This window comes from Bradyrhizobium zhanjiangense (assembly GCF_004114935.1).
Taxonomy (GTDB): Bacteria; Pseudomonadota; Alphaproteobacteria; order Rhizobiales; family Xanthobacteraceae; genus Bradyrhizobium; species Bradyrhizobium zhanjiangense.
Window position 1 is genome coordinate 6,217,310 of the sequence record NZ_CP022221.1, and the last position, 21,456, is coordinate 6,238,765.

Annotated in this window: 21 protein-coding genes and 1 pseudogene; 9 read left to right on the forward strand and 13 right to left on the reverse strand. The window is 63.5% G+C overall.

Annotated features, from left to right (window positions below; all coding sequences use genetic code 11):
* Positions 1–10: 10 nt before the first annotated feature.
* Positions 11–1,300, reverse strand: coding sequence for a c-type cytochrome (locus XH85_RS29940; RefSeq protein WP_164940856.1), 1,290 nt, complete (start codon positions 1,298–1,300; stop codon positions 11–13).
* 485 nt (positions 1,301–1,785) lie between these two features.
* Here XH85_RS29940 and XH85_RS29945 point away from each other — a divergent pair, with 485 nt between their 5' ends.
* The 3 genes from XH85_RS29945 to XH85_RS29950 all read left to right on the forward strand — a co-directional run bounded on the left by XH85_RS29945 (position 1,786) and on the right by XH85_RS29950 (position 2,726).
* Positions 1,786–2,022, forward strand: a complete 237-nt coding sequence (locus tag XH85_RS29945; RefSeq protein ID WP_245473173.1) for a hypothetical protein — start codon at positions 1,786–1,788, stop codon at positions 2,020–2,022.
* Between the two features lie 90 nt (positions 2,023–2,112).
* Entirely contained in the window at positions 2,113–2,235 is a 123-nt protein-coding gene (locus XH85_RS47455; protein ID WP_256477661.1) for a hypothetical protein, read from the forward strand.
* Between the two features lie 284 nt (positions 2,236–2,519).
* Positions 2,520–2,726, forward strand: coding sequence for a hypothetical protein (locus tag XH85_RS29950; RefSeq protein WP_128934697.1), 207 nt, complete (start codon positions 2,520–2,522; stop codon positions 2,724–2,726).
* Between the two features lie 53 nt (positions 2,727–2,779).
* Here the strand turns inward: XH85_RS29950 and XH85_RS46910 are convergent, their stop codons facing one another.
* Both XH85_RS46910 and XH85_RS46915 read right to left on the reverse strand, forming a co-directional pair.
* Complete coding sequence (locus XH85_RS46910; protein ID WP_245473168.1) at positions 2,780–3,202, reverse strand: hypothetical protein; 423 nt, start codon at positions 3,200–3,202, stop codon at positions 2,780–2,782.
* Between the two features lie 2 nt (positions 3,203–3,204).
* Positions 3,205–3,480, reverse strand: coding sequence for a hypothetical protein (locus XH85_RS46915; protein ID WP_338025566.1), 276 nt, complete (start codon positions 3,478–3,480; stop codon positions 3,205–3,207).
* Positions 3,481–3,552: 72 nt separating this feature from the next.
* Here XH85_RS46915 and XH85_RS46920 point away from each other — a divergent pair, with 72 nt between their 5' ends.
* Positions 3,553–3,822 carry a hypothetical protein gene (locus XH85_RS46920; RefSeq protein WP_245473809.1) on the forward strand — a complete coding sequence of 90 codons (270 nt, stop codon included), beginning with the start codon at positions 3,553–3,555 and terminating at the stop codon, positions 3,820–3,822.
* 37 nt (positions 3,823–3,859) lie between these two features.
* Here the strand turns inward: XH85_RS46920 and XH85_RS29960 are convergent, their stop codons facing one another.
* A complete protein-coding gene (locus tag XH85_RS29960) occupies positions 3,860–5,038 on the reverse strand; it encodes an acyl-CoA dehydrogenase family protein (protein ID WP_128934698.1) in 1,179 nt (392 codons plus the stop codon).
* Positions 5,039–5,370: 332 nt separating this feature from the next.
* Between XH85_RS29960 and XH85_RS29965 the strand changes: the two genes are divergently transcribed.
* On the forward strand, positions 5,371–5,886 hold the full coding sequence (locus XH85_RS29965; RefSeq protein WP_128934699.1) for a MarR family winged helix-turn-helix transcriptional regulator: 516 nt from the start codon (positions 5,371–5,373) through the stop codon (positions 5,884–5,886).
* A 3-nt stretch (positions 5,887–5,889) separates the two neighbouring features.
* On the opposite strand, the gene XH85_RS29970 is transcribed toward XH85_RS29965, so the two are convergent.
* Genes XH85_RS29970 through XH85_RS30000 form a run of 7 tightly spaced genes read right to left on the reverse strand, consistent with a single transcriptional unit; the run spans position 5,890 to position 13,270 of the window.
* A complete protein-coding gene (locus XH85_RS29970) occupies positions 5,890–7,515 on the reverse strand; it encodes an ATP-dependent acyl-CoA ligase (RefSeq protein ID WP_128934700.1) in 1,626 nt (541 codons plus the stop codon).
* A gap of 42 nt (positions 7,516–7,557) precedes the next feature.
* Positions 7,558–8,715, reverse strand: coding sequence for an ABC transporter substrate-binding protein (locus tag XH85_RS29975; protein ID WP_128934701.1), 1,158 nt, complete (start codon positions 8,713–8,715; stop codon positions 7,558–7,560).
* Between the two features lie 56 nt (positions 8,716–8,771).
* On the reverse strand, positions 8,772–9,554 hold the full coding sequence (locus XH85_RS29980) for a cyclase family protein (RefSeq protein WP_128934702.1): 783 nt from the start codon (positions 9,552–9,554) through the stop codon (positions 8,772–8,774).
* Positions 9,555–9,587: 33 nt separating this feature from the next.
* Entirely contained in the window at positions 9,588–10,829 is a 1,242-nt protein-coding gene (locus XH85_RS29985) for an SDR family NAD(P)-dependent oxidoreductase (protein ID WP_128934703.1), read from the reverse strand.
* Positions 10,826–12,004 carry a thiolase family protein gene (locus tag XH85_RS29990; protein ID WP_128934704.1) on the reverse strand — a complete coding sequence of 393 codons (1,179 nt, stop codon included), beginning with the start codon at positions 12,002–12,004 and terminating at the stop codon, positions 10,826–10,828. The genes XH85_RS29985 and XH85_RS29990 overlap by 4 nt, the downstream gene beginning before the upstream one ends.
* Before the next feature lie 25 nt (positions 12,005–12,029).
* Positions 12,030–12,458: an organic hydroperoxide resistance protein gene (locus tag XH85_RS29995; protein ID WP_128934705.1), complete on the reverse strand. Its 429-nt coding sequence runs from the start codon at positions 12,456–12,458 to the stop codon at positions 12,030–12,032.
* Between the two features lie 29 nt (positions 12,459–12,487).
* Positions 12,488–13,270, reverse strand: coding sequence for an aspartate/glutamate racemase family protein (locus XH85_RS30000; RefSeq protein WP_164940857.1), 783 nt, complete (start codon positions 13,268–13,270; stop codon positions 12,488–12,490).
* Positions 13,271–13,826: 556 nt separating this feature from the next.
* On the opposite strand from XH85_RS30000, the pseudogene XH85_RS30005 reads away from it, so the two are divergent.
* The 4 genes and pseudogenes from XH85_RS30005 to XH85_RS30020 all read left to right on the forward strand — a co-directional run bounded on the left by XH85_RS30005 (position 13,827) and on the right by XH85_RS30020 (position 18,538).
* Positions 13,827–14,973 (forward strand): annotated as a pseudogene (locus tag XH85_RS30005) (ABC transporter substrate-binding protein).
* 45 nt (positions 14,974–15,018) lie between these two features.
* Positions 15,019–16,062, forward strand: coding sequence for a branched-chain amino acid ABC transporter permease (locus tag XH85_RS30010; RefSeq protein WP_128934707.1), 1,044 nt, complete (start codon positions 15,019–15,021; stop codon positions 16,060–16,062).
* Positions 16,059–17,828 carry a branched-chain amino acid ABC transporter ATP-binding protein/permease gene (locus tag XH85_RS30015; RefSeq protein ID WP_128934708.1) on the forward strand — a complete coding sequence of 590 codons (1,770 nt, stop codon included), beginning with the start codon at positions 16,059–16,061 and terminating at the stop codon, positions 17,826–17,828. The genes XH85_RS30010 and XH85_RS30015 overlap by 4 nt, the downstream gene beginning before the upstream one ends.
* Positions 17,825–18,538 (forward strand): ABC transporter ATP-binding protein, encoded by a 714-nt coding sequence (locus XH85_RS30020; RefSeq protein ID WP_128934709.1) that lies wholly within the window; start codon positions 17,825–17,827, stop codon positions 18,536–18,538. The genes XH85_RS30015 and XH85_RS30020 overlap by 4 nt, the downstream gene beginning before the upstream one ends.
* 505 nt (positions 18,539–19,043) lie before the next feature.
* Here XH85_RS30020 and XH85_RS30025 read toward each other — a convergent pair.
* Together XH85_RS30025 and XH85_RS30030 are read right to left on the reverse strand one after the other, a co-directional pair.
* Positions 19,044–19,475: a YybH family protein gene (locus XH85_RS30025; RefSeq protein WP_128934710.1), complete on the reverse strand. Its 432-nt coding sequence runs from the start codon at positions 19,473–19,475 to the stop codon at positions 19,044–19,046.
* A gap of 500 nt (positions 19,476–19,975) precedes the next feature.
* Positions 19,976–21,415 (reverse strand): IS1182 family transposase, encoded by a 1,440-nt coding sequence (locus XH85_RS30030; RefSeq protein ID WP_128934711.1) that lies wholly within the window; start codon positions 21,413–21,415, stop codon positions 19,976–19,978.
* Between the last annotated feature and the right edge of the window lie 41 nt (positions 21,416–21,456).

The window sequence follows — 21,456 nt, forward strand, 5'->3', positions numbered from 1 at the left end:
AAAGCGGCAATTATCGCGACGTTGCGCGGCCCAAGAAGTCGGTCAACGCACGGCGGTCCTCGGCCGAGCCGATGCGCTGCTCCGGCATCTTGGTGCAGGGGGTGTAGGCATTCGGCCCGATCTCGAACAGCTTTGCGACCGTCTCCGGCGTCCAGACGATGTCCATCGTCTTCAGCGCTTCGGAGAAACGATAGCCCGGCAGCGAAGCAATCTTGCGGCCGTATAATCCCGCAAGCGTCGGGCCCGCACGCTGAACCTCCTTGTCCGACAGCGTGTGACAGGCAACACATGCCCGAAATACATCGGCGCCAGGATCGCCGGCATAGGCGGCGAGCGGATCGGCCGGCGTTCCCGAGAGGTTCGAACCAATGGGATCGCCGGTGCGCGCATTCCAGCGCCTGATCTTGCCGTCCGCACCACCCGTCATCAGTGTCTCTCGATCCGGAAGGAAGGCGACCGACCATACCGGCAAGCCGGACACGACCAGCGTTCGTAGCAGGCTGCGCGACTTGCGATCGATGATCGCCACCGTGCCGCCGATGCCGGCCGCAGCAATCAACGTGCCGTCTCCCGATATCGTCAAGGCCACCACGGGTGTGGGACCGGCCGCGACTTCGCCGCTGACCTTGCCGTCGGTGGTCAGCATCCGCAGCATGCCATCGACCGCGCCCGTGACGATTTCACCATCCGGCGCAACAGCCACCGCGTTGAGCGGCGCCGGCAACTTTACGACTTCAGGCTGGCCATCCGGCAAACGCCAGATGCGCAACGTGAGATCATAACCGACGCTGAGGAGCGACCTGCCGTCCGGCGTGAAAGCGACGCCGTTGACGTTCTGCGAATGACCTTCGAGCACGCGCGACGCGCCGTCCGACAGCGACCAGAGCCGCACCGTCCGATCCCATGAACCGGATGCGAGAAGCGCACCATCGGGAGAAACCGCAAGCGCGACGATTGGACCTCCATGTCCCTCGAACACCCGATCCGGCCGCTGCCGGCCCGCCGTCCATACCGCAATCCGTGCATCGGCGCCGGCCGTGACCAAGCGGCCTCCGCTCAGAAAGGCGACAGCATTGACGGCGTCAGCATGATACCGCAGCACTTGCTCTGCCGTATCCGTCTTCAAAGACCAGCGAATGGCGGCAGTATCGAAGCTTCCGGACAGGAGGCCGTTCCCATCGGGGGAAATAGCGAGGGCTCGTACGGGGCCGCCATGCCCCACCATGTCAGCGTGCACGGATGATACCGCGAAAATGGCCCACAGGGCCGCGGCGCCACGCGCGCAGAAAGGTAGCCTCATTGACCCTCACCGGCCCTGGTCACGTTCACGCCCTCAAGATTGCCAGAAGAGCCACTGGAGATGAATATCCGAACCTATCTACTTGGCTGGTGCCCTCATGCTCTTGGACGAGCCTTCCGGCGCGGCCTGCATTCCAGGCGGACTCTGACCTTGGGGACTTTCGGCGGGCGCACCACCCGACCCCGTATTGATTGGACCCGTCCAACCTTGCGGCTGTGCTTGGCCCTTCTCCTCGGGACGGGTTTGCGCCCCAGATGAGTTGGTTTGTGCGGGTTGGGCAGAGGCACTCTCGAAGAGGCAAAGTGCTGCGAAGCACAAAATCGTTGTCAACAATCTCACGTCGGATCCTCCGATGCGCGTACTAAACGGGGTGACGCTGCATTCCGTTCCGGAGTGTGCGTCGCAACAGGCTAACCTTGCGCATCCTGCTTGAATGCCGGTGGTCCGGACACTAGTCTTTGTTTGGTCACGTCAAGGATGACGGCATGCAGGGGCGACCGCGGCCATTTCTGCAGATGCTGGCGCGACTGAGCGCTTTGCGCGCGCTTGGTGGATCGCAAGATCCCGATTCCCGAGACGCCTCGCCGTTCCTGATCCTCGTTGCCGTCGTACTTGCGCTTCTTCTTGCAATATTGGAAATCGACCTGAATCGCGCCGCACTTCAGTCTCTCGGCTTGATGGGTGATGCGTTTTCCGTCGATCCCATGTTCAAGAGCCCGTAGGCCGCCTGTGCCTTGATGCGATCAACGAGTTTGCTCGCGGCAAGCCGTGTCGTATAATTGGCTTGACGGTTCGATCGAGGGAGGCTGCGGATGAAGGCTTTTCTTCTTGGCTGCGTCGCGGCCGTGGTGATCGCGATTGCGGGGATGGAGATCTTGAATCAAGTTCAGGAGCCCGTCGCGCAAGCGTTTGCTACGACCGGGGTACGCCTCTGAGACCACCAAATCTCAGGGCGCGAATAGGTCCTGGATCGCGAGCGGCTCCGATGCGCTCTGACGCAAGGGCGACGCGACCTTCTTCCGCCCCGCCTGCCAATCCCGGCGCCTCAGTTCGGCGGTTTGGATGATCTCGGCCCGAGCATCGAAACTCCGACCTCGCGGCGCCTCTATGGGCCGCAGGTTCGTGTCAAAGATCTTGGCGGCTGTGAAGTATTTTACATCCCTTTGTCCGTGGTCGAGTCTAGAATGGCGAAGGCTTCTCACTTTGAAGGAGGCAGTCGATGTTCGCGACAATCAAATGGAACTCCCGAAATAAGGCTCGCGAATGGGTGATGATGGCTGGCACGCTTGTCGTCCAACTCAGCGCCCGCAACGCGACACGACGGAAGGCTGAAACCAAGCCAAGGCAGCCACTCTGGAAAGAATTCGACGACAGCCACCGTTGGGACTCAATCGCGGAAGAATGGGTCCCCAAGCGTGATCAGTGATCGCAGATTCATGCAACCTGCTGACTGAATTCCTACGCTCTCATTGGACAAGTTCATCGATGCCCAATGGTGGGGAGTACCGATTTCAGGCGCTTCTGAAAGAATGCGAGAATCTCGTCCCGGGCTGCGAGAGTGAGCTGACCCGCCTCATCGACAAGATGAACTGTGACGACGCTATGGGGTGTCTTGACGAACTGCTCGAAGAACGGTGGCTTGGGCCCGGTATTCGCGGCCGTGTCAGGCAAAACACGACCAATGAAGCGATCGCCGAGCGCGGACTGGTAGGCAGCAAACCGTTCGGCACGGCAGAATGAATCGCCCGCAAACCGGTAGGCAAGGACGGTCAGATCTTCGTGTTCCAGCCTTGAACGGACTTGCGCCAGTTCGTCAGCAGAGCTCTCGATGCCTGCGGGATTGTCCAACGGGAGCGACGGCTGGGACAAGACAGGAGCCAGCAGTGCCGGCTCCAGCATCATGTTCAGCGCGAAGTTGCCACGCCCGGCCCGCCACTCTCGCCATGGGCCAGCCTCGCGAGCGCCCGCAACCAGTTGGATACAGGGCTCGATGATCCGCCCCCGAGCGCTCGAAATTCAGCGCTGACGCACGCGCGCCGAAAAACGCCGGACGCAGTTTCGGCGTCGGGAACATCGCCATCCGTTCCGAAAAGCGACGGCATGTAGACGCGGAAGCCTGCGTCGCGCACCCAGCGAGCGAAACGCGCGACGTGCGGGCTAATGCCTGGCATCTCGGTCATGACGATGACAGCGGGTCCCTGGGTGCGCGCACCTTTGCGCGCCGATGCGAGCGCGCCGCCGGGCTTTCGCCGGTGAGATTTGTCCAGAGGTTGCGCGTCGATAAGGCAATGGAGCTTCTGGAAACCACTCGGCTCAGCCTCGATGACATCGCCGAGAAGGTTGAGTATGCCGACCCGTCTACGCTTCGCAAGCTCTTGCATCGGGAGAAGACACCCGGCGCGCGGGCCTCGCGTGCCGCGCGCAAGCGGGACAATGGCGCTGCGCCCTCCAGGACGCGTGGAGCCCGACGACCTGACCGACCGGCGGCGCCCAAACGCAAGCGAGCGCTGGATGTGTCGTAGTGACCGCTGCCGTCACGCTCTGCGCTGAGAGCCCCCGTCAGCGCGGCTTGAGGAGTTCGCGCGCGACGATCAGCTTCTGAACCTCGGTCGCCCCTTCGTAGATGCGAAGCGCGCGGACTTCGCGATACAGGCTCTCGACGATCTCGCCCTTGCGCACGCCGCGACCGCCGAACATCTGCACCGCGCGGTCGACGACCCGTTGGGCGGTTTCGGTGGCGGCCAGTTTTGCCATTGCCGCTTCACGCGTGGTGGGAAGCTTCTGAACGTCGCGGCGCCACGCGGCGCGATAGGTCAGCAGCGCCGCGGCATCCGTTTCAGTCGCCATGTCGCCGAGTGCGGCCTGGGTCAGCTGCAGGTCCGACAGCGTCGTTCCGAACATGCGCCGTGTCTGCGCGTGCAGCCGTGCCTCCTCCAGCGCGCGTCTGGCAAAACCCAGCGCGGCTGCGGCAACCGAGGACCGGAAGATGTCGAGGGTCTGCATCGCAATCTTGAATCCGCCGCCGGACGGACCGATGCGGCGGCTGATCGGGATGCGGCAGTTGACCAGACGCAGCGTCGCAAGCGGGTGCGGCGCGATGATGTCGATGCGCTCGGCCACGCTGAAGCCGGGATCATCGGGAAACACCACGAAGGCGGAGATGCCGCGCGCGCCAGGCGCCTCTCCGGTTCGCGCGAACAGCGTGTAGACGTCGGCGATCCCGCCATTCGAGATCCAGGTCTTCTCGCCTTCCAGAACGTAGCTGTCGCCGTCCTCGCGCGCCGTGCACGTCATGGCCGCCACATCCGAGCCCGCCGCCTGCTCCGAAAGCGCAAAGGCAGCCAGCCATTCGCCCGAACGGACTTTCGGCAGCACGGCGTTTCGCAGCTCCGCCGAGCCGGCAAGCGCGATGGCGCCGGATCCGAGGCCCTGCATTGCAAAGGCGAAATCGGCAAGACCATCGGCATAGGCCAGCGTCTCGCGCGACAGGCAGATCGAGCGGGAATCGATGCTCGCCACGTCACCGTCCGGCGCCGCAACGGCGCAGTCGAGCAGTCCCGCCGAGCCAAGCGCGCGAACGAGCTTGCGGCAGGTGCCATCGACGTCGCTGTGGTCGGCCGCCTGAAGACCACCCTGCGTGACGAAGCGGTCGAGCGCCTCGCAAATTGCGCGATGACGCGGCTCGAAGAACGGCCAATCCAGCCAGTCGCGGGAGATTGTCTTTGCCAGTGAGCTCATCTGTCGCTCCACAAGGTCGGTTGTCTGCCGGCGGCCGGCATGTTCTGTGGCGTGCCTGCGATCAAATCCGCCAATGCAGCCGGCCCTCGAATTGCTTTAAGCATAAACTATTTCCCTCCCTGAAGACCTTGTCAAGGCGCCGGCGCACAGACGATTTCCGGTGCTTGCCTGGCGGCGCTGACAGAAAACACGGACCAAATCCGCCCCGGATCAGGGGACGCCCTGCTCTTCCGGTCCCCGCCTTGAATTTAGTTTTGGCACGAACTATTCTGTTGCGCATCGAATGGAATTGCATTCGCCTTCAAATGCGCCACGAGGCTCAGGAGATCGATTTGGCACTCGCAAAGGAGTCCTCGCCGGCGTCCACCAGGAACGCGGCCGATGCGGAGACCGAGTACAGGGCTCAGACGCGGCTCTGGCTCCGGCTGCTGGCCTGCACGACCCTGATCGAGGGTGAGTTGCGGCGCCGATTTCGCGAGGAATACGATTTTACGATGCCGCGCTTCGATGTTCTCGCTCAACTCGATCGGGAGCCGAGCGGATTGGTACTGGGAGAACTGCCCAAGCGCCTGATGGTTTCGGCCGGCAACCTGACGCCGATCGTCGATCGCCTGGTCGAAGATGGATATATCACCCGGACGCCGTCAAATCTGGACCGGCGCGTGCAGATCGTCTGCATGACGGTCGAGGGCCGAAAGACCTTCAGGCGGATGGCGAAGAGTCACGGCGCCTGGCTCGCCGAATTGCTGGCCGAATTCCCGATGGACCGTCTCGACGGCCTCGTCGGCGCGCTCGACGATGTGAAGAGCGCCGTGAGGGACGCTCTGCAGCATCGCGAGCGGACGTGAGGCTCAGCGCCGGACTCGAATGCCGGCGGCTTCGCGGTCCCAGGTATCCGTCGTCACACCGGCCTGCTGCAGCGCGCCCTTCTTGATCTTGCCGTTCTCCGTTAGCGGCATCTCGCTCACGATGCGGACATAACGCGGAATTGCGAAATAGGCGATCTGCCCCTCGCAATGCCTGACGATGTCGGCGGGCTCCAGCGACTGCCCCTGCTCCAGCAAGATCGCCGCCGCAACCTCATCCTCGCCCAGTTCGGACGGCAGCGGGTAGATCGCGCACGCGGCGACCGCCGGATGGGCAAGGATGATCTGCTCGACCTCCCAGGAGGACACGTTCTCGCCGCGCCGGCGGATCGAATCCTTCATGCGATCAACGAAGCGATAATGTCCATCCGCGTCTCGGACGACGCGATCGCCGGAATGAAACCCGAGATTTCGCCACGCTTCGACCGTCTTCTCCGGCATGCCGAAATATCCGGTGGCGAACGCAAACGGCTCCTTGGCGCGCAGGACGAGTTCGCCAGCCTGTCCGTCAGGCAGCTCTGAATCATCTTCGTCGACGATCCGGGCCTCGAAGCCTCCGGCCGGATATCCCATGGTTCCCGGACGGTCGGAGGGAATGGCGCCTGCGAACACGAAATTCGTCTCCGTCGACCCATAGCCGTCAACCAGCGGCACGCCGAACCGCTCGAGAAACGGCCGATGATTCTGCGGCGGTACGCCCCCACCCAAAGCGACGCGAACGCGATGAGCGGTGTCATCCTCTTTCCGAGGCTGGGCCAGTAGCATGGATGCCATGGCACCGAGCAGGTAACCCACGCTCGCATTGTGGGCTCGCGCGGCCGCCCAGAAGCCTGAAGCGGAGAATTTTTGCTCGAGCACATAAGTGCATCCGTTCAGCACGGCCTGATAGAATGCATTGAGCGCGTTGGTGTGGAACAACGGCAAGGTCGTGAACAGCACGTCGCCCTCGCGAATGCCGAGTGCCCGCGCCGAGCAGATGCCCCACCAGAACAGCTGCGCTTGCGGACAGCACACGCCCTTGGCGGGCCCCGTGGTGCCGGAGGTGTAGAGGACGGCAACGGTATCCCCCGGCCGCACGGCAACAGCCAGCGCCATGGATGCGAGCGCGGGCAACGGCACCGCTGCGATCCGTGGCGCCTCCACGACCTGATCGATCGTCCATACGAGCGGCGGCAGAGCGGCCTCGGTGCCAACGGTCTCGAGTGCGGCGAGAAACCCGGCTTCGGCGACGAGGAGCGCAGGACGCGAGTTGCGGAAGATATGCGCGAGCTGCAGCCCCCGCAGCGCCGTGTTGATTGGCACCGTGATGGCCCCGAGCCAGGCGCAGCCGAGATAGACTTGAAGAAACTCCGGCCGGTTCGAGCACATCAACGCGACCCGGTCTCCCGGTTTGATGCCGGCCTCGATCAACGTCTGCGCCGATGCAGCCGCTATCGCCGCAGTCTGCGCATAGGTCCAGCGCGTCTGCCCAGCAACCAGCAGAACGCGATCGCCATAGCGCTCCGCCTGCCGGGCGAGGATGGTCGAGAGCACGCGGTCGCAAGGTGGAAACAGCTCGACCGCACGCGCCCAGGCCGGCGCTTCCTGCTGCCGCCCGGCGTCATCCCGCATGCAATGCTCCGTCAAATCCGGCTCGACCAGGCCCGCCCGACGTCAAGGCAGGAGCTTGTACTTCCCGTCCTCGATCTGAACGAGGACGCGCGAACGTGCATCGACGCCGTGCCGATCCGCCGGCGTGAAATTGTAGATTGCCTGCGTGCCGACGACCTCCTTGGTGGTGAACAAGGCTTGGCGCAGCGCGTTGCGGAATTCCGGCGAGCCCGGCTTGGCCCCTGTCGCCAACGCGCGCGTGGCTGCGTCGACGAAGACCACCCAGCCATCGAACGAGTAGGAGGAGAACCCGTCCGTCGGCTGCTCGCCGTTCGCCTTTTCGTAAGCCGTCCGGTAGGCCAAGGCGACCTTCTGAATAGGATTGCTCGACGGAAGCTGTTCGGCCGCGATCACCGGCCCCGTGGGGCAGATGATGCCATTGGCGGTCTTGCCGGCGAGGCGAAGGAAATCGGCGCTAATCATCCCGTTGTTGCCGTAGAGCGGCCCCTTGTATCCGCGCTCGGACAAGGCGATGGCGGGCAGCGCACCCGGCGTTCCGGTGCCGCCGAGCATGATGGCGTCGGGGCGGGCCGCAAGCGCGCGCAGCACCTGCGCGGTCACCGACGAGTCGGATCTGGCGTAGCGTTCGTTGGCAATGACCTTGATATCGGCCGCCTTGGCGCTCTGCGATAACGAGTCATACAGGAGATCGCCGAGCGCATCCGAAAACCCGATGAACGCGACTGTCTTCAAGCCGCGCGCCTTCATGTGATCAACGACGCCCTGGACCAGGAGCGGCATCGGCTGCGGGGTCTGCACGACCCAGGGGCCGCCCTCGCCGGCCGGAACCGCTGCGATCGGAGAGACAGCGATCATCGGCACTTTCATCTCGATCGCGGCGGTGGCCATCGCCAGCGTCTGCGGCGCCCCCGACGTCCCCATCAGGATGTCGACCTTCTCCTGCTCGACGAGCTTGCGCGCGTTGCGCGCCGAGGCGGTGGCATCGGAGGCGTCGTCGAGCTGGATGAGGCGCACCTTCTCGCCGCCGATCTCGCCGACATACGTCTCTCCCGCGGCAATCCCCTTCGCGTTCGGAATGCCGATCGAGGATACCGGCCCGCTGAGACCGGTGACGAAGCCGACAAGGATGTCGGCTCGCGCTCCCTGAGGAACGGCCAGAAGCAGCAGCGCGGAGCCGAGCAGTGATTTCATCGAGATCATGGCACCTGTCTTTCGTTTCGTGTCTATCAATGTCGGGCAAGCGCCATGCGCGCGTTTCACGTCGAGGAGACCAGCGCGATCACGCGTAGCGGACTGCCCGAACCGTTCTTGATCTTCAGCGGAGAGGCCACGATGATCGCCCCAGTGGCGGGGAGCTGATCCAGGTTGCACAGGCACTGCAAGCCATAGCGGCCCGCGCCATGGAGGAAGTGATGCGCGGGATAAGGCGGCTCGAAATGCCCAGCCTGCCCTGCATCGGTGCCGATCGTCTCGGTGCCGAATCCGATGATGCCGCGCTCCTCTACCAGCCATTTCATCACCGCCGGATTCGGGCCCGGCGTGTGAGCGCCGTCATCCCGGAGGTTGGAATAGTCGCGCCACCCCTTCTTCGACCAGTCGGTCCGCAGCAGCACCCAGTGCCGGGAAGGAATCCGTCCGTGCCGGGCCTCCCAGGCCTCGACGATCGGCACCGTGAGCACGAAGTCCGAATCCTGCGCCGCCTGCGCGGAGCAGTCGATGACGCAGGCGGGCGCGATCATGTCCTTGGCCGGCATGGTATCAACCGCATTGTTGGCGAGATCCTTGCCGGTGAACCAGTGAATCGGTGCGTCGAAATGCGTGCCGGTATGCTCGCCGAAGGTCACATTGTTCCAGTACCAGGCCGGACCACGCGCGTCATAACGTGAAATCTCCTGGATGCGCACCGGCGCCGCCTGGCCGAATTCGGGCGGCAACACGATCACCGGAAAGTCGGGGCTGAGCGTGAAGCTCAGATCAATGACACGCACCGCGTCCGAAGCGATCGCATCCGCCAGTTCCAGAAGAGCCCTGCCTTGCATCGTCGCGTCCTCCAGCTTGATCGAATTTGCTGCTCAGCGGTCGAGCTCGCGCTCGAGTGCTTTTGGATTGGCCGCAAGGCGCTGCCGGATCTCCTCGGCGACGTCTCCGACATACATCTCTTCAAGTCCGTCCCTGAGCCCGGCGACGACCGCCTGCGCGACGGCGCGCGGCGCCACCTTCGGCGGAGGCACGGTCTGAAACCACTCGGTGTCGACTGGCCCCGTGAAGACGTTCATCAACTTGATGCCGCCGGGCCGGAGTTCGGCGCGAAGACAATGCGAGAGCGACAGGCACGCGGCCTGCGAGGCCGAGTAAGCGCCGAAGGCGGGCCAGTTCGCCAACGCATGGACGGAGAGGATGTTGACCCAGGCGACGCTGTTATTGATGCCGTCCGCGCCCCGCATCCGCATGATGGGCCCGAAGGCCTGCGCGAGATTGATGAAGCCGAGATAGGCCTGGTCGATCTCGTCGCGTGCAATGCTGGTGCCCTTGCGGTCCAATAGGCCACCGGGCCTCACATACTCCGTCGTATTCACGAGGATGTCGACCTTGCCGCCGACGTCGGCGGCGAGATCGCCAACTGACTTTTCATCGGCGGCGTCGAGGGGCACGAGTTCGATGCCGTCCTGCCCTCGCAACAGCTCTTCGCCGGCAAACGGCCGCCACCGCTCCGCGATGCCGACGAACACCGTCTTGGTCCCCGCGGCCTTCAACGCCAAGGCAGCTTCCCGACCGATAGCGCTGCGGCCGTTGGTCACGAGCACGCGTCGAAACTTGGGATCGGCGGTCATTTCACGCCACTGCCGGTCGTCAGCCATGTCAGGGGTCTCCCCTTCGGGTCGGGCAAAGGCCACCGCCTGACCGCTCTTGTCGAGCTGGAACGACATGCGGACGGGGGCGCCTTCGATACAGTCGGCATGGAGATGCGCCACGATGGTCGGCCCGCAATCCATCTTGACGAGCCCGACGCGCCAGGGCGCCCGCTCGCGGAAATAGACGTCACTCGGCACGCGCGCCGTGGTCTCGGCAAGCAGCAAGCCGCGAGCCGGCGCATCGACGAAAGCGAGCGTGGCCGACAGGCATGAGGGACACGCCTCTCGCGCCGGATAGGTGAAGGTGCCGCAGCCCTCGCAGCGCTGCAGCATGAAGCGACCTTCCGCGGCGGCGCGCGTGAAGCCGTGCGACGTCCTGCTGCGCGCGCGCGACGGCGCAGTCGGCAGGCGTGTCCGCAGCAGCGGATTCTTGCGTCGTGGCGGTTCAATCGGATCGATCATCGCGAAGGCCCGGCAAAGATCGCGGCGCCGGAGGCAAGTCCGCGATCATAGTTGATCATACCGAAGCCCGAGGCCAGGCCGAGGCTTGCATCCCTGACCTGTGTCGGGCCCGCAACTCCCAGGACCTGCCGCAGCCCTTCGACGAGACCGAGATAGGCGCCGGCAGCCCCGGCCTGCCCGACCGAGAGTTGTCCGCCAGATGTGTTGTGCGGAAGGTCCCCGTCGATGGTGAGATCGTGCTGACGCACGAACTCGGCCCCCTCGCCCTTCCCGCAGAAGCCGAGATCCTCGAACTGCATCATCGAGATGACGGGATAATCGTCGTAGGTCTGGACAATGTCCAGATCGTCGGGCTTGACGCCGGCCATTGCATAGAGCTCATCGACATCCCTCGCCCAACCGCCACGAACCTGCATCGGATCATCGGCAAAGGCATTGTGCCGCTCGATCGTCGACAGCAGCCTTGCCGCCGGCAGCCGCAGCGAGGCGGCTGTATCCTCCCGCATCACGAGGAAGGCCTCGGCGCCGGCGCAAGGCATCACGCAGTCGAACAGATGAATGGGATCGGAGATGGGGCGCGCCGCCAAATATTGCTCGATCGACAATGGCGTCTTCATCAGCGCGTGCGGATTGCGCAAGGCGTTGGCGCGTTGGGCGACCGCGATCCTGCCGACGTCCTCACGCGTGACTCCGAAACTCCGCATGTAGTTGCGTGCGATGAGAGCGAAGCTCGAATTCGCGCCGCCCGCACCGTAAGGATAGACAGCGTCCTGATTGAAGCGGGAGAAATTCTCAAGCGTCAGGCGAAAGGAATCGACGTGGTTGGTGTCGCCGGCGATGCATGCCACGATATCGGCATCGCGCGCTTGAACCGCGCGCGCCGCCTTTCGCAGCGCCGCGATGGCGCTGGCGCCACCGAGCGGAATCGTATCAAGCCATCGCACGCAGAGTCCGAAATGCTGCGTCAGGCCGATGCCGCTGTCCGTGCCCATGGTGAAACTGGAGACGCACAGACCATCGATATCGGAGACCTTGATGCCGGACTCGGTGACGAGCGAGCGCAAAGCGCGACCGATCCACCACTGCGCGCTTTCGATGGAGTAGCGCACATAGGGTATCGTGACGGGAGCTGCCATCACGATGCCGTCATAGGGTATACGCAGCGAATTCGTCACCGGGCGCCTGTCCTGTCCATCCGCCTCAGACCACCGTCAGCTTCACATCGATATTGCCGCGCGTCGCGTTCGAATAGGGACAGCGTTCGTGCGCGCCCGCAACAATGGCTTCCGCCACTGACGTCTCGACACCGGGCAGCCTGACCTTCAGCTCGACGGCGAGCGCATAACCAACCGGCACGGACCCCATCGCGACCTGCGCCGTCACCGAAGGCTCCGCGACCGGCACGACCTTCCTGGTCCGCGCCACGAGCTTGACCGCACCAAGAAAGCACGCGGCATAGCCGGCCGCAAAGAGCTGCTCCGGGTTCGTGCCCTCGCCTCCGGGGCCACCCAGCGATTTCGGCAATGACAGCGACACCGATAGCAATCCGTCGGAGCTCACTGCCTGACCGTCACGGCCTCCGGTGGCCGTGACTTCGGTTTCGTACAGGATCTTCTCAGGCGTCATCATGTCGTCTTCTCCAAACGCTGCAGCGGGCCCTAAGGTCGGTTGCGCGCGAGCATCGCGCGGAAATCGTCACGAGCAAGCGCGCTGGCGCGCTTGAAGCTCGGCCCGCGGCTCGGCTCGGTACCATTGAGGCGCCTGAGCTGCACCCACATCTCGGCGCTCTTCAGCGCCACCGCGGCGCAGTTGACCACCGGGGCGTGCCCAACCTTGAGACCATGCTCCCGGCCGATCAGCAGGCCCGGCAGCACGCCGGCGGGAATCACGACATCGGCGCCGCGCTCGACGAGGGGCAGCGCGCAGGCAACGAAATCCTCGATCATGCGGGCGTGCGCGGCCTGATTGCCTGCGAAGGCGTCTGCGAAATCCTCGGGCTTGCAGTCGAGGCCCGTCACGTGAACGACGCGATCGCCGAGGCCATAACGCTCGGCCTGCTCGTAGTGCCAGACCTCGAAGACGGTATCGAGCGTGACGAGGCCGAGCCGCCGACCAAGCTGCGAGGCGGCAAGCAGCGTCGCCTCACCAGTCCCGATCACGGGAATATCGAGCGTCGCGCGAAGCTCGTACAGACCGGGATCCTGGAAGTGCCCCATGACGAATGCATCGAAGCCTTGCTCCTCCGCCGCGATGCCATTGTCGATCGCCTGGACGGCGCAACGCAGTTCGGCAAGTCGTCCAAACTCCCGATCCGGCGGCGAAACGCCCTCGACATGGACCGTCGTGCCTGGCGCAGCGATGTTGTTGAGATACTCGGACAGCAGCGCCATGTACGGCGCGTTCAGGCTCGCATCAACGAAGCTCTGCCAGAAGATGCGCATCGTCCTTCTCCTCGAGCGGGTATGGGAGGATCGGTCGCGGGACTGTCGATGCGAATATTTCAACCATAAACTAATTGGCACGTCAAATGTGTGCGGCGCATCGAAGATTGTGGTCCGAGGTGCCACCGCCGCCGCGCCCATTTCGGGCGAACAGGAGGCGCGAGTTTTGGCTGCCGGTGCCGGAATTGTATGCAACAGCATTTTTTTGAAGACAGCCGCCCCATGCTGTTGACGCCTCCGCGGAATATACTTTAGGCTTTAAGTAATACTTCGCCGACCGGCGCTGGGGCGGCGTAACAATAGTGTTGCAGGGCACCGTTCTTGAGAGACTCGATCGTGTGGACAGTCTTCGAACCTGAACGACGCGCGACAGAGCGCGGCTGCGCTAACCTGCAGCGGCAAGCCCGGGCATGATTGCGCCGCCCGCAAGGCAAGGTCTTTTCAGTCGCGCCGACATTCGGCGCTGCAGCATCGCTTTCGATCAATTCGTTCGAAGTTCGGGCTCGGGCCCGGCAGCATCCAGTCACTCACATCCCTATCGAAGCAGGAGAAGGCAATGCGCAAGACCGTGAGCTTACTTGCACTTGTGGCTGGAATTGTCGCTGCACCAGCCGCGCAGGCCGACATCACCATCGGCTTTGTCACCTCGCTGAGCGGCAACGGCTCCTCGATCGGGATCCCCTACGGGCGCGGTATCAACGCCGCCTACGAATACAGGAAGTCGGTCAATGGCGAGACCATTCGCCTGATCCAGCTCGACGACGGCTCCGATCCGTCGGCTGCGACGCGCAACGCGCGCAAGCTGGTGGAAGAAGAGGGTGGACCTGCTGATCGGCACCGCAACCGCACCATCGACGATCGCGATGGCGGCGGTGGCGAGCGAATTGAAAGTGCCGATGATCGCGGTCTCGCCGATCGTCAAGCTGCCCGACACGCCGGAGCAGTGGGTGGTCTCGGTACCGCAGCCGGCGTCGCTGCTCGTCAAGATCATCGCCGATCGCATGAAGCGCGATGGCAAGAAGAATATCGGCTATATCGGCTTCTCGGATGCATGGGGCGACCTCGTCTACAACGGCGCCAAGGCAGCCGAGGCGACTGACGATCTCAAGATCCAGACCAACGAGCGCTATGCCCGCACCGACACTTCGGTCACCGCGCAGATCCTCAAGGTGATGGCCGCACGGCCCGACGCCGTGCTAATTGGAGGCTCTGGCACGCAAGGTGCGCTGCCGCTCCTCAGCCTTGCCGAGCGCGGCTTCAAGGGCAACACCTACGGCACGGTGGCGCTGGTCAATCCGGACTTCGTCAACGTAGGCGGCAAGGCCGCGGACGGAATTCAAGTCTCGGCCGGGCCCGTGATCGTCGCCGAGCAGCTGCCCGACGAGCATTTCGCCAAGAAGATCGCGCTGGATTTCCGCAGCGTCTACCAGAAGACCCACAACATTCCGACCACGGACGGTTTCTCGGCCTATTCCTTCGACGCCTGGCTGATCTTCGCCAATGCCGCCGAGCGGGCGCTCAAGACCGCGAAACCCGGCACGGTCGAATTCCGCGCTGCCCTGCGCGATGCGATCCTCAGCACCAAGGAGCTTCCGGGCGTGCATGCCGTCTACAACTTCAAGCCGGGCGCTGTGACCGGTGTCGACGAGCGCTCCCTCGTCGTCGTTCGCCTCACCGGTGGCGCCTGGAAGTACGCGCCGTAAAGAAAGATCAAGGGGGCGGACAACTGGAAGGGAGATAGCGTCTCAATGACGAGCGATATCGCGGCCATACTCGCGATCGATGGTATCGCCACCGGCGCGGTCTATGCGCTCGTGGCGATCGGGACCGTGCTCATATTCACCGTGACGCGGGTCATCTTCGTCCCCTTCGGCGACATCGCGGCGTTCACTGCGCTGACGCTGGCCGCCCTTGATGCGAAGCGCTTTCCGGGGACGGGCGCGCTGGTCGTGGTGCTGGCCTGTCTCGCAACCCTGATCGAGATCGTTTCGTTGACGCGCTCTGGCGAGCTTCGTCTCGCTCCGCGCGCCCTGCTCTTCTATCTCGTACTCCCCTTGGCTGTGGTCGGTAGCGCCTGGCTTGCCATGCGCCTCGACCCGCCCCTCGCCGTCAGGCTCGTGCTCGCACTGATGCTGATCACGCCGATCTCGCCGCTGCTCGATCGCATCGTGTTCCGCCCGATCGCGGACGGCACGGTGCTGCTGCTGCTGACGGTGTCGGTGGCCCTGCATTTTGCGCTGGTGGGGCTGGGCCTTTTGTTTTTCGGCCCCGAAGGTGTCCGCACCGAGCCGCTGACCTCGCTCTCGATGGAGCTCGCCGGCGTGCTGATCTCAGGCCAGACCATGCTGATCGTCATCGCAGCGCTCGTGTTCAGCGGCCTGCTCTATCTGTTCTTCGACTTCTCGCTGGTCGGCAAATCCCTGCGTGCCACCGCCGTGAACCGGACCGGCTCGCGGCTGATGGGAATACGACCGGCGCGCGCCGGCACGATCGCCTATCTCCTCGGCTCTCTCATGGCCGGCGTATCGGGCATCCTGATCGCGCCCGTCAACACGGTGTTCTACGATTCCGGCTTCCTGATCGGCCTCAAGGCGTTCGTCGGCGCCATCATCGGCAGCATGACGAGCTATCCGGGCGCGGCGATCGGTGCCGTCGGCGTCGGCATCCTCGAAAGCTTCGCATCCTTCGAGAGCAGCGCACTGAAGGACGTCATCGTGTTCTCGCTGCTGATCCCGGTGCTGATCTGGCGATCCCTCGCATCGCTGCATTCCGAGGAGGAGATCGAGGAATGACGCGCCTTTACGTTCAGATCGCCGCTGGCGCCGCCGTCCTGTGCCTCGCTGCGGCTCCCATCGTCCTCGGCCCGTTCAGCATCATGCTGATGAACTACATCGGCATCTATTCGCTGGTCGCCATCGGGCTCGCGCTCCTCACCGGCGTCGGCGGCATTGTGTCGTTCGGACAGGCGGCCTTCGTCGGGGTCGCGGCCTATGCCACCGCCTGGGTCTCGGCATTGAATGGCCATTCGCCCTGGCTCGGCCTGCTGTTCGGCGTGGCCCTGACCTGCGGCGTTGCGACCATTCTCGGCCTCGTCACGCTGCGGCTCCAGGGCCACTTCCTCTCGCTCAGCACCATGGCCTGGGGTCTGGCGATCGGCTTCCTGTTCGGCAATGTCGAGGGGCTCGGCCGGTTCAACGGCATCTCGTCGATCCCGCCGATCAGCTTCGGATCGTTCGCCCTCGTCTCCAGCGCGCAGATCTATTTCCTGATCTGGGGCATCGTGACCGCCATCCTCTTGCTCGGCTACAACCTGCTGGACTCCCGGCTCGGCCGCGCCATGCGCGCGCTGCGCGGCGGCAACATGCTGGTCGAAAGCCTCGGCATCAACGCGTTCCGGATCAAGCTCGTGACTTTCGTGATCGCGGCCTTCCTGGCCTCGCTGTCGGGATGGCTGTACGCGCATATGAGCCGTTTCATCAGTCCCGGCCCGTTCGATGCCGGCATGGGCATCGAATATCTGATGATGTCGATGGTCGGAGGTGCCGGCAGCCTTCTCGGCGGCGTCGTCGGCGCCGCCATCGTGACGCTGCTGAAGAACAGCGTGCAGGACTATCTGCCCTTGATCGCCAAGGGCGCCTCCGGACAGCTCGAGATCGTCGCCTTCTCGGCTCTCTTCATCCTGTTCCTGCAATGGGCGCGACAGGGCATCGTGCCGTTCGTCGCGCGCTACCTGCCGAAACTGCGGCACGAGCGGCCGGGGCCGGCATCGCCGCTGCCCCGCCGTTCGCAACCGAAGCCCGGTGAGCTGCTCTTGAAGGTGGACGGCGCCGAGCGCCGGTTCGGCGGCCTGGTCGCCGTCAACAATGTCAGCTTCGAAGTGCGGTCGGGTGAAATCCTCGCCGTGATCGGTCCGAACGGAGCCGGCAAGAGCACGATGTTCAATTGCCTGACCGGCGCGCTGCGGGTCAACAAGGGCGAGATCGTCTTTGCCGGACGCCCGATCACACGTGACGAGCAGTCGCGTATCGCCCAGGCCGGAATCGCGCGCACGTTCCAGCACGTCAAGCTGCGGCCGCGCATGAGCCTTTTGGAGAACGTGATGCTCGGTACCTATGGCCGCACCAGTGCAGGTCTGTTCGCCGGCGCCTTCCGGCTCAACCGGCGCGAGGAAGCGAGCGCGCGTCATGAGGCGCTGATGCAGCTCGAACGCGTCGGTCTCGCCGAGAAGCCGTTCGAACTCGCCGGCAACCTGCCGCTCGGGAATCAGCGCATCCTGGAGATCGCGCGCGCGCTTGCCGCAGACCCGACCCTCCTGGTGCTGGACGAGCCCGCGGCAGGCCTGCGCCGCCAGGAGAAGCTCAGGCTGGCCGAGCTGCTGCGCTCGCTCCGGGCGGACCACCTGACCATCCTGATCGTCGAGCACGACATGGAGTTCGTGATGTCGCTGGTCGACCGCATCGTCGTGCTGGATTTCGGCTCGAAGCTCTGCGAGGGCGCGCCGGCTGCTATCCGCAGCGACGCAAGGGTGCAAGAGGCATATCTCGGAGGCGTCGCGTGAGCTCGATGTTTTCCCTGTCGGACGTCACGGTCTGCTATGACAATGTCGAAGCGGTCCGCAACGTCTCGCTGTCGGTCGAGGAAGGGCAAATCGTCACCGTCATCGGCCCGAACGGCGCCGGCAAGACCACGCTGCTGATGGCCGCAATCGGACTGCTCTCCTCGAGGGGACGCATGGTCTTTCAGGGCAGCGACATCGGCAGGATGTCGGTCGAGGATCGCGTCGAACGCAGATTGTGCCTGGTGCCCGAGAAGCGCGAGCTGTTCTCCGACATGTCGGTTGCCGACAATCTCCTGCTGGGCTCCTACAGCCTGCGCGACCGCACCAGTGTCCAGAAGACGCTCGATGAGGTTTATGACCGCTTCCCCCGGTTGAAGGAGCGGCAGCGCCAGGCCGCCGGCACGCTCTCCGGCGGCGAGCGCCAGATGCTCGCACTTGGACGCGCGCTGATGGCGAGGCCCAAGCTGCTCATGCTGGACGAGCCGAGCCTCGGCCTTGCGCCCCTGATCGTGCGCGAGATCTTCCGCACCATCGCATCGCTCCGCGATCTCGGCGTGTCGATCCTGCTGGTCGAGCAGAACGCCCGCGCCGCACTGGAGACGGCCGACTACGGCTACGTTCTGGAGACCGGCGAGATCGTGCAGTCAGGACCCGCCAAGGATCTCATCCACGATCCCCGACTGATCACGGCCTATCTCGGCGGACATTAGCGGCGGCCGCGAGCAGGCGCGGCGGAGCTCTTGGGGGCCGCACAACAAAAAGTCAAAAAACAACCCCATGCACAGTAGCCGGTGATCACGATATCAATGGCTTAGCAAACTGACGCAGCATATTCTGATTTTTCGAATACAAAGTTGACGCGTCGGGCAAAACAGTGGCATAGTGTCATCATCGCAGGGCCTTGCGACAGTCTTTCAACCGGCGTCCTGGAACACTCTCGGATCTCTCCGCAATCGTTAAGCGGATATGCCGCAGAAATGTCCAAGCCGATGCAACTGCGTCGAAGCAGACGTATCTTTCGGTGAAGGCGAGGTCGGCTTTAGACCGGTAGCAGAGCTATCGAATGCGGCTGGTCGAGGGCCGCTTTTGCCCCTTAGCGGAAACTACAAAGACGACTAGATAATTCGCGACTGTGGTTCCTCCATTGAGAATGAGCGACGGCAAGCAGATTGTTGTCGCCGAAGATGAGAAGGCCGAGGAATGATAACGCGTTTGCTATTGGCTGATCACAGACGCTGCTGGGCGTGGTGTCGTGATCGGGTCGGCATGCCGGTGGACAAGTTTCCAAACGTCGTGCTCCAAGCGAAAGAGGCTGGTCACACGCAAAGCCAGTGTGGCCGTTTGATCGCTCCCGCCAACCTTGGCATGCCCTCGCTCCACTTCGACGACACAGGCAAGCCCATCGGACACATATTTCGCTACAAGTTCCACGCCGGTGACGTCGCCATCGCGATAGTTCGAGGCGGCACGGGCAATCGTTTCTTCGACCTTTTTACGGCCGCGTGCATAGGGCCCAAAAGGGTTGCCCAAAGTGACGTCATCAATTTCTGAAAAAAGAGCCTTCGCCGGGCCCGGATCACCCCGGAATACCGCTGCCACGGCTCGATGACTTCGCTCGACTGCGCGATCAAGATCTTCCGCTGCCATGTGGACCTCCGATGATGAGGTTCTTCCCTCGCTTTGCCCGCGATGAGCTTGCGCACTGGATTGTTGCAAACTCGGAAAGTTGGAGGGCATTTTATTCCCCGGTCGGGCAGAGCACAATCTGCGGCCGCAACTCCCCCACCGCCGCTATTGGCCCCAAGCTGAACAAAGAACGAGCCACCGCCATGTCGGCTGTCTGCGGGAGACCGGACGTTGCACGGAGGTTGCGGTGACCGCCGCTCATGACCCCGTAGCTGACATGACAGCCCGCAAAACGCCGGCTATTCCCGTCGTGCCTGTGTCGTTGCCGTCTCAACCTCATCGGCCCGCCGAGTTAGGTGCAGATCAACACGGCCAGGGCTTCGGGTCGAAGGCCCGATCCGACAAGTACTAAATCCGCTAGACCAGAAACCGCATATCCGGCGACCCAGCGTCAGCAAGGGGTCTTGGCCGTGTAAAAACGGCCTTACAGGACCATCAGTCTTGCCAAAACTGGTCCGGTCTCAGGCCGCGATCGCGGCGATCAGCGGCCTGATCCCGAGGATATTCATTGCTCGGGTCAGATTGTAGGCCAGAACCGAGAGGGCCATCTCGGCGGCTACCTTTGGGAGGGTTTTGGTCAGGAAGTGCGTTGCTCCCATGCGTGCCTTCATCGTGCCGAACGGGTGCTCGACAGTCTCGCGACGAAGGCGCATAGCGAGCGGGTTCGCATCGAGCCGCTGCTGCACGGCGTCGAGCAGATCCTCGTGCTCCCATCGCGTGATCCGTCGCTCTGACCCGGGCGTACACTGGGGTTTGATCGAGCAATTCTTACAGGCGCTGGTCCAGTATCGCCGCAGCATCTTGTCGGCTTCTTCGTTTGTATAGCGATACGGCAATCGCTCCCCGGCCGGACAACGATAGGCGTCTTCCTCCGGCAAATAGACAAAGTCCTGCTTACCGAAGCGTCCGTCCGACTTGGCGCCCGAAGTCATCGGCTTAGGCAGAGTTACCGTGATGCCGGCCTCGTGGCAGGCGAGGATCTCCGGGCTGCTGAAGTAGCCGCGATCGGCAACGGCCTCGAGCGTCTCAGCCTTCAGAACAGCCTTCGCCTGCCTGGCCATATTGGCAAGTTGTGCCCGATCTGAGCCGCTGTTCGTCACCTCATGCGCGATGATCAGGTGATTGTCGGTATCGACGGCGACTTGGACATTGTAGCCGACAACGCCGGATCCGCGGCCACTGGTTGCCATCGAACGGCTATCCGGATCGGTCAGGGAGATTTGCTGATCCGGCGAAGCAAGCATCTGCTTCTCATAGGCAGCAAGCTTGCCCATCTCCCCCTTCAGCTTCGTCAGCTTCTCGGTAAGCCTCGTCACCTTCGCCGCCAGCGCCTCGCTCGGCTGCTGTCGGTCGGCCGTGTCAAGTTGGCTCAAATAGCGCGCGACGCTCTCCTCCAACTGAGCACGCCGCCGCTCCACCTTCGCGCGCGTGAAGTTCCTGTCCCGGTTGTTCACGGCCTTGAACTTGCTCCCATCGATGGCGACGCTCGCCGTCGTGAGAAGACCCATCCCGCGGCAGAGCTCGACAAAACGCACACAGACCTTACGCAGCCCGACGCTGTTGTCCTTGCGGAAGTCCGCGATCGTCTTGTGATCAGGAGCAAGCCGACCCAGCAGCCACATCACCTCGATGTTCCGTCCAGCCTCTCGTTCCAGCCGCCGGCTTGACTGTACCCGGTTCAGATAGCCGTAGATGTAAAGCTTCAGGAGAACCGAGGGGTGATACGACGGCCGGCCAGTCGCCGCCGGCGCAACTCCGCCGAAGCACATCTCGGCCAGATCAAGCGCATCGACAAACTCGTCGATCGCGCGAACAGGGTTGTTCTCGTCAATGAAATCATCGAGGCATTCAGGCAACAGCGTCCGCTGCCCACGATCCGCCTCTTCAACGAAGCGCCTCATCGATTCCCCCAAAGAATCACAGGAGAATCATAACAGCAGCC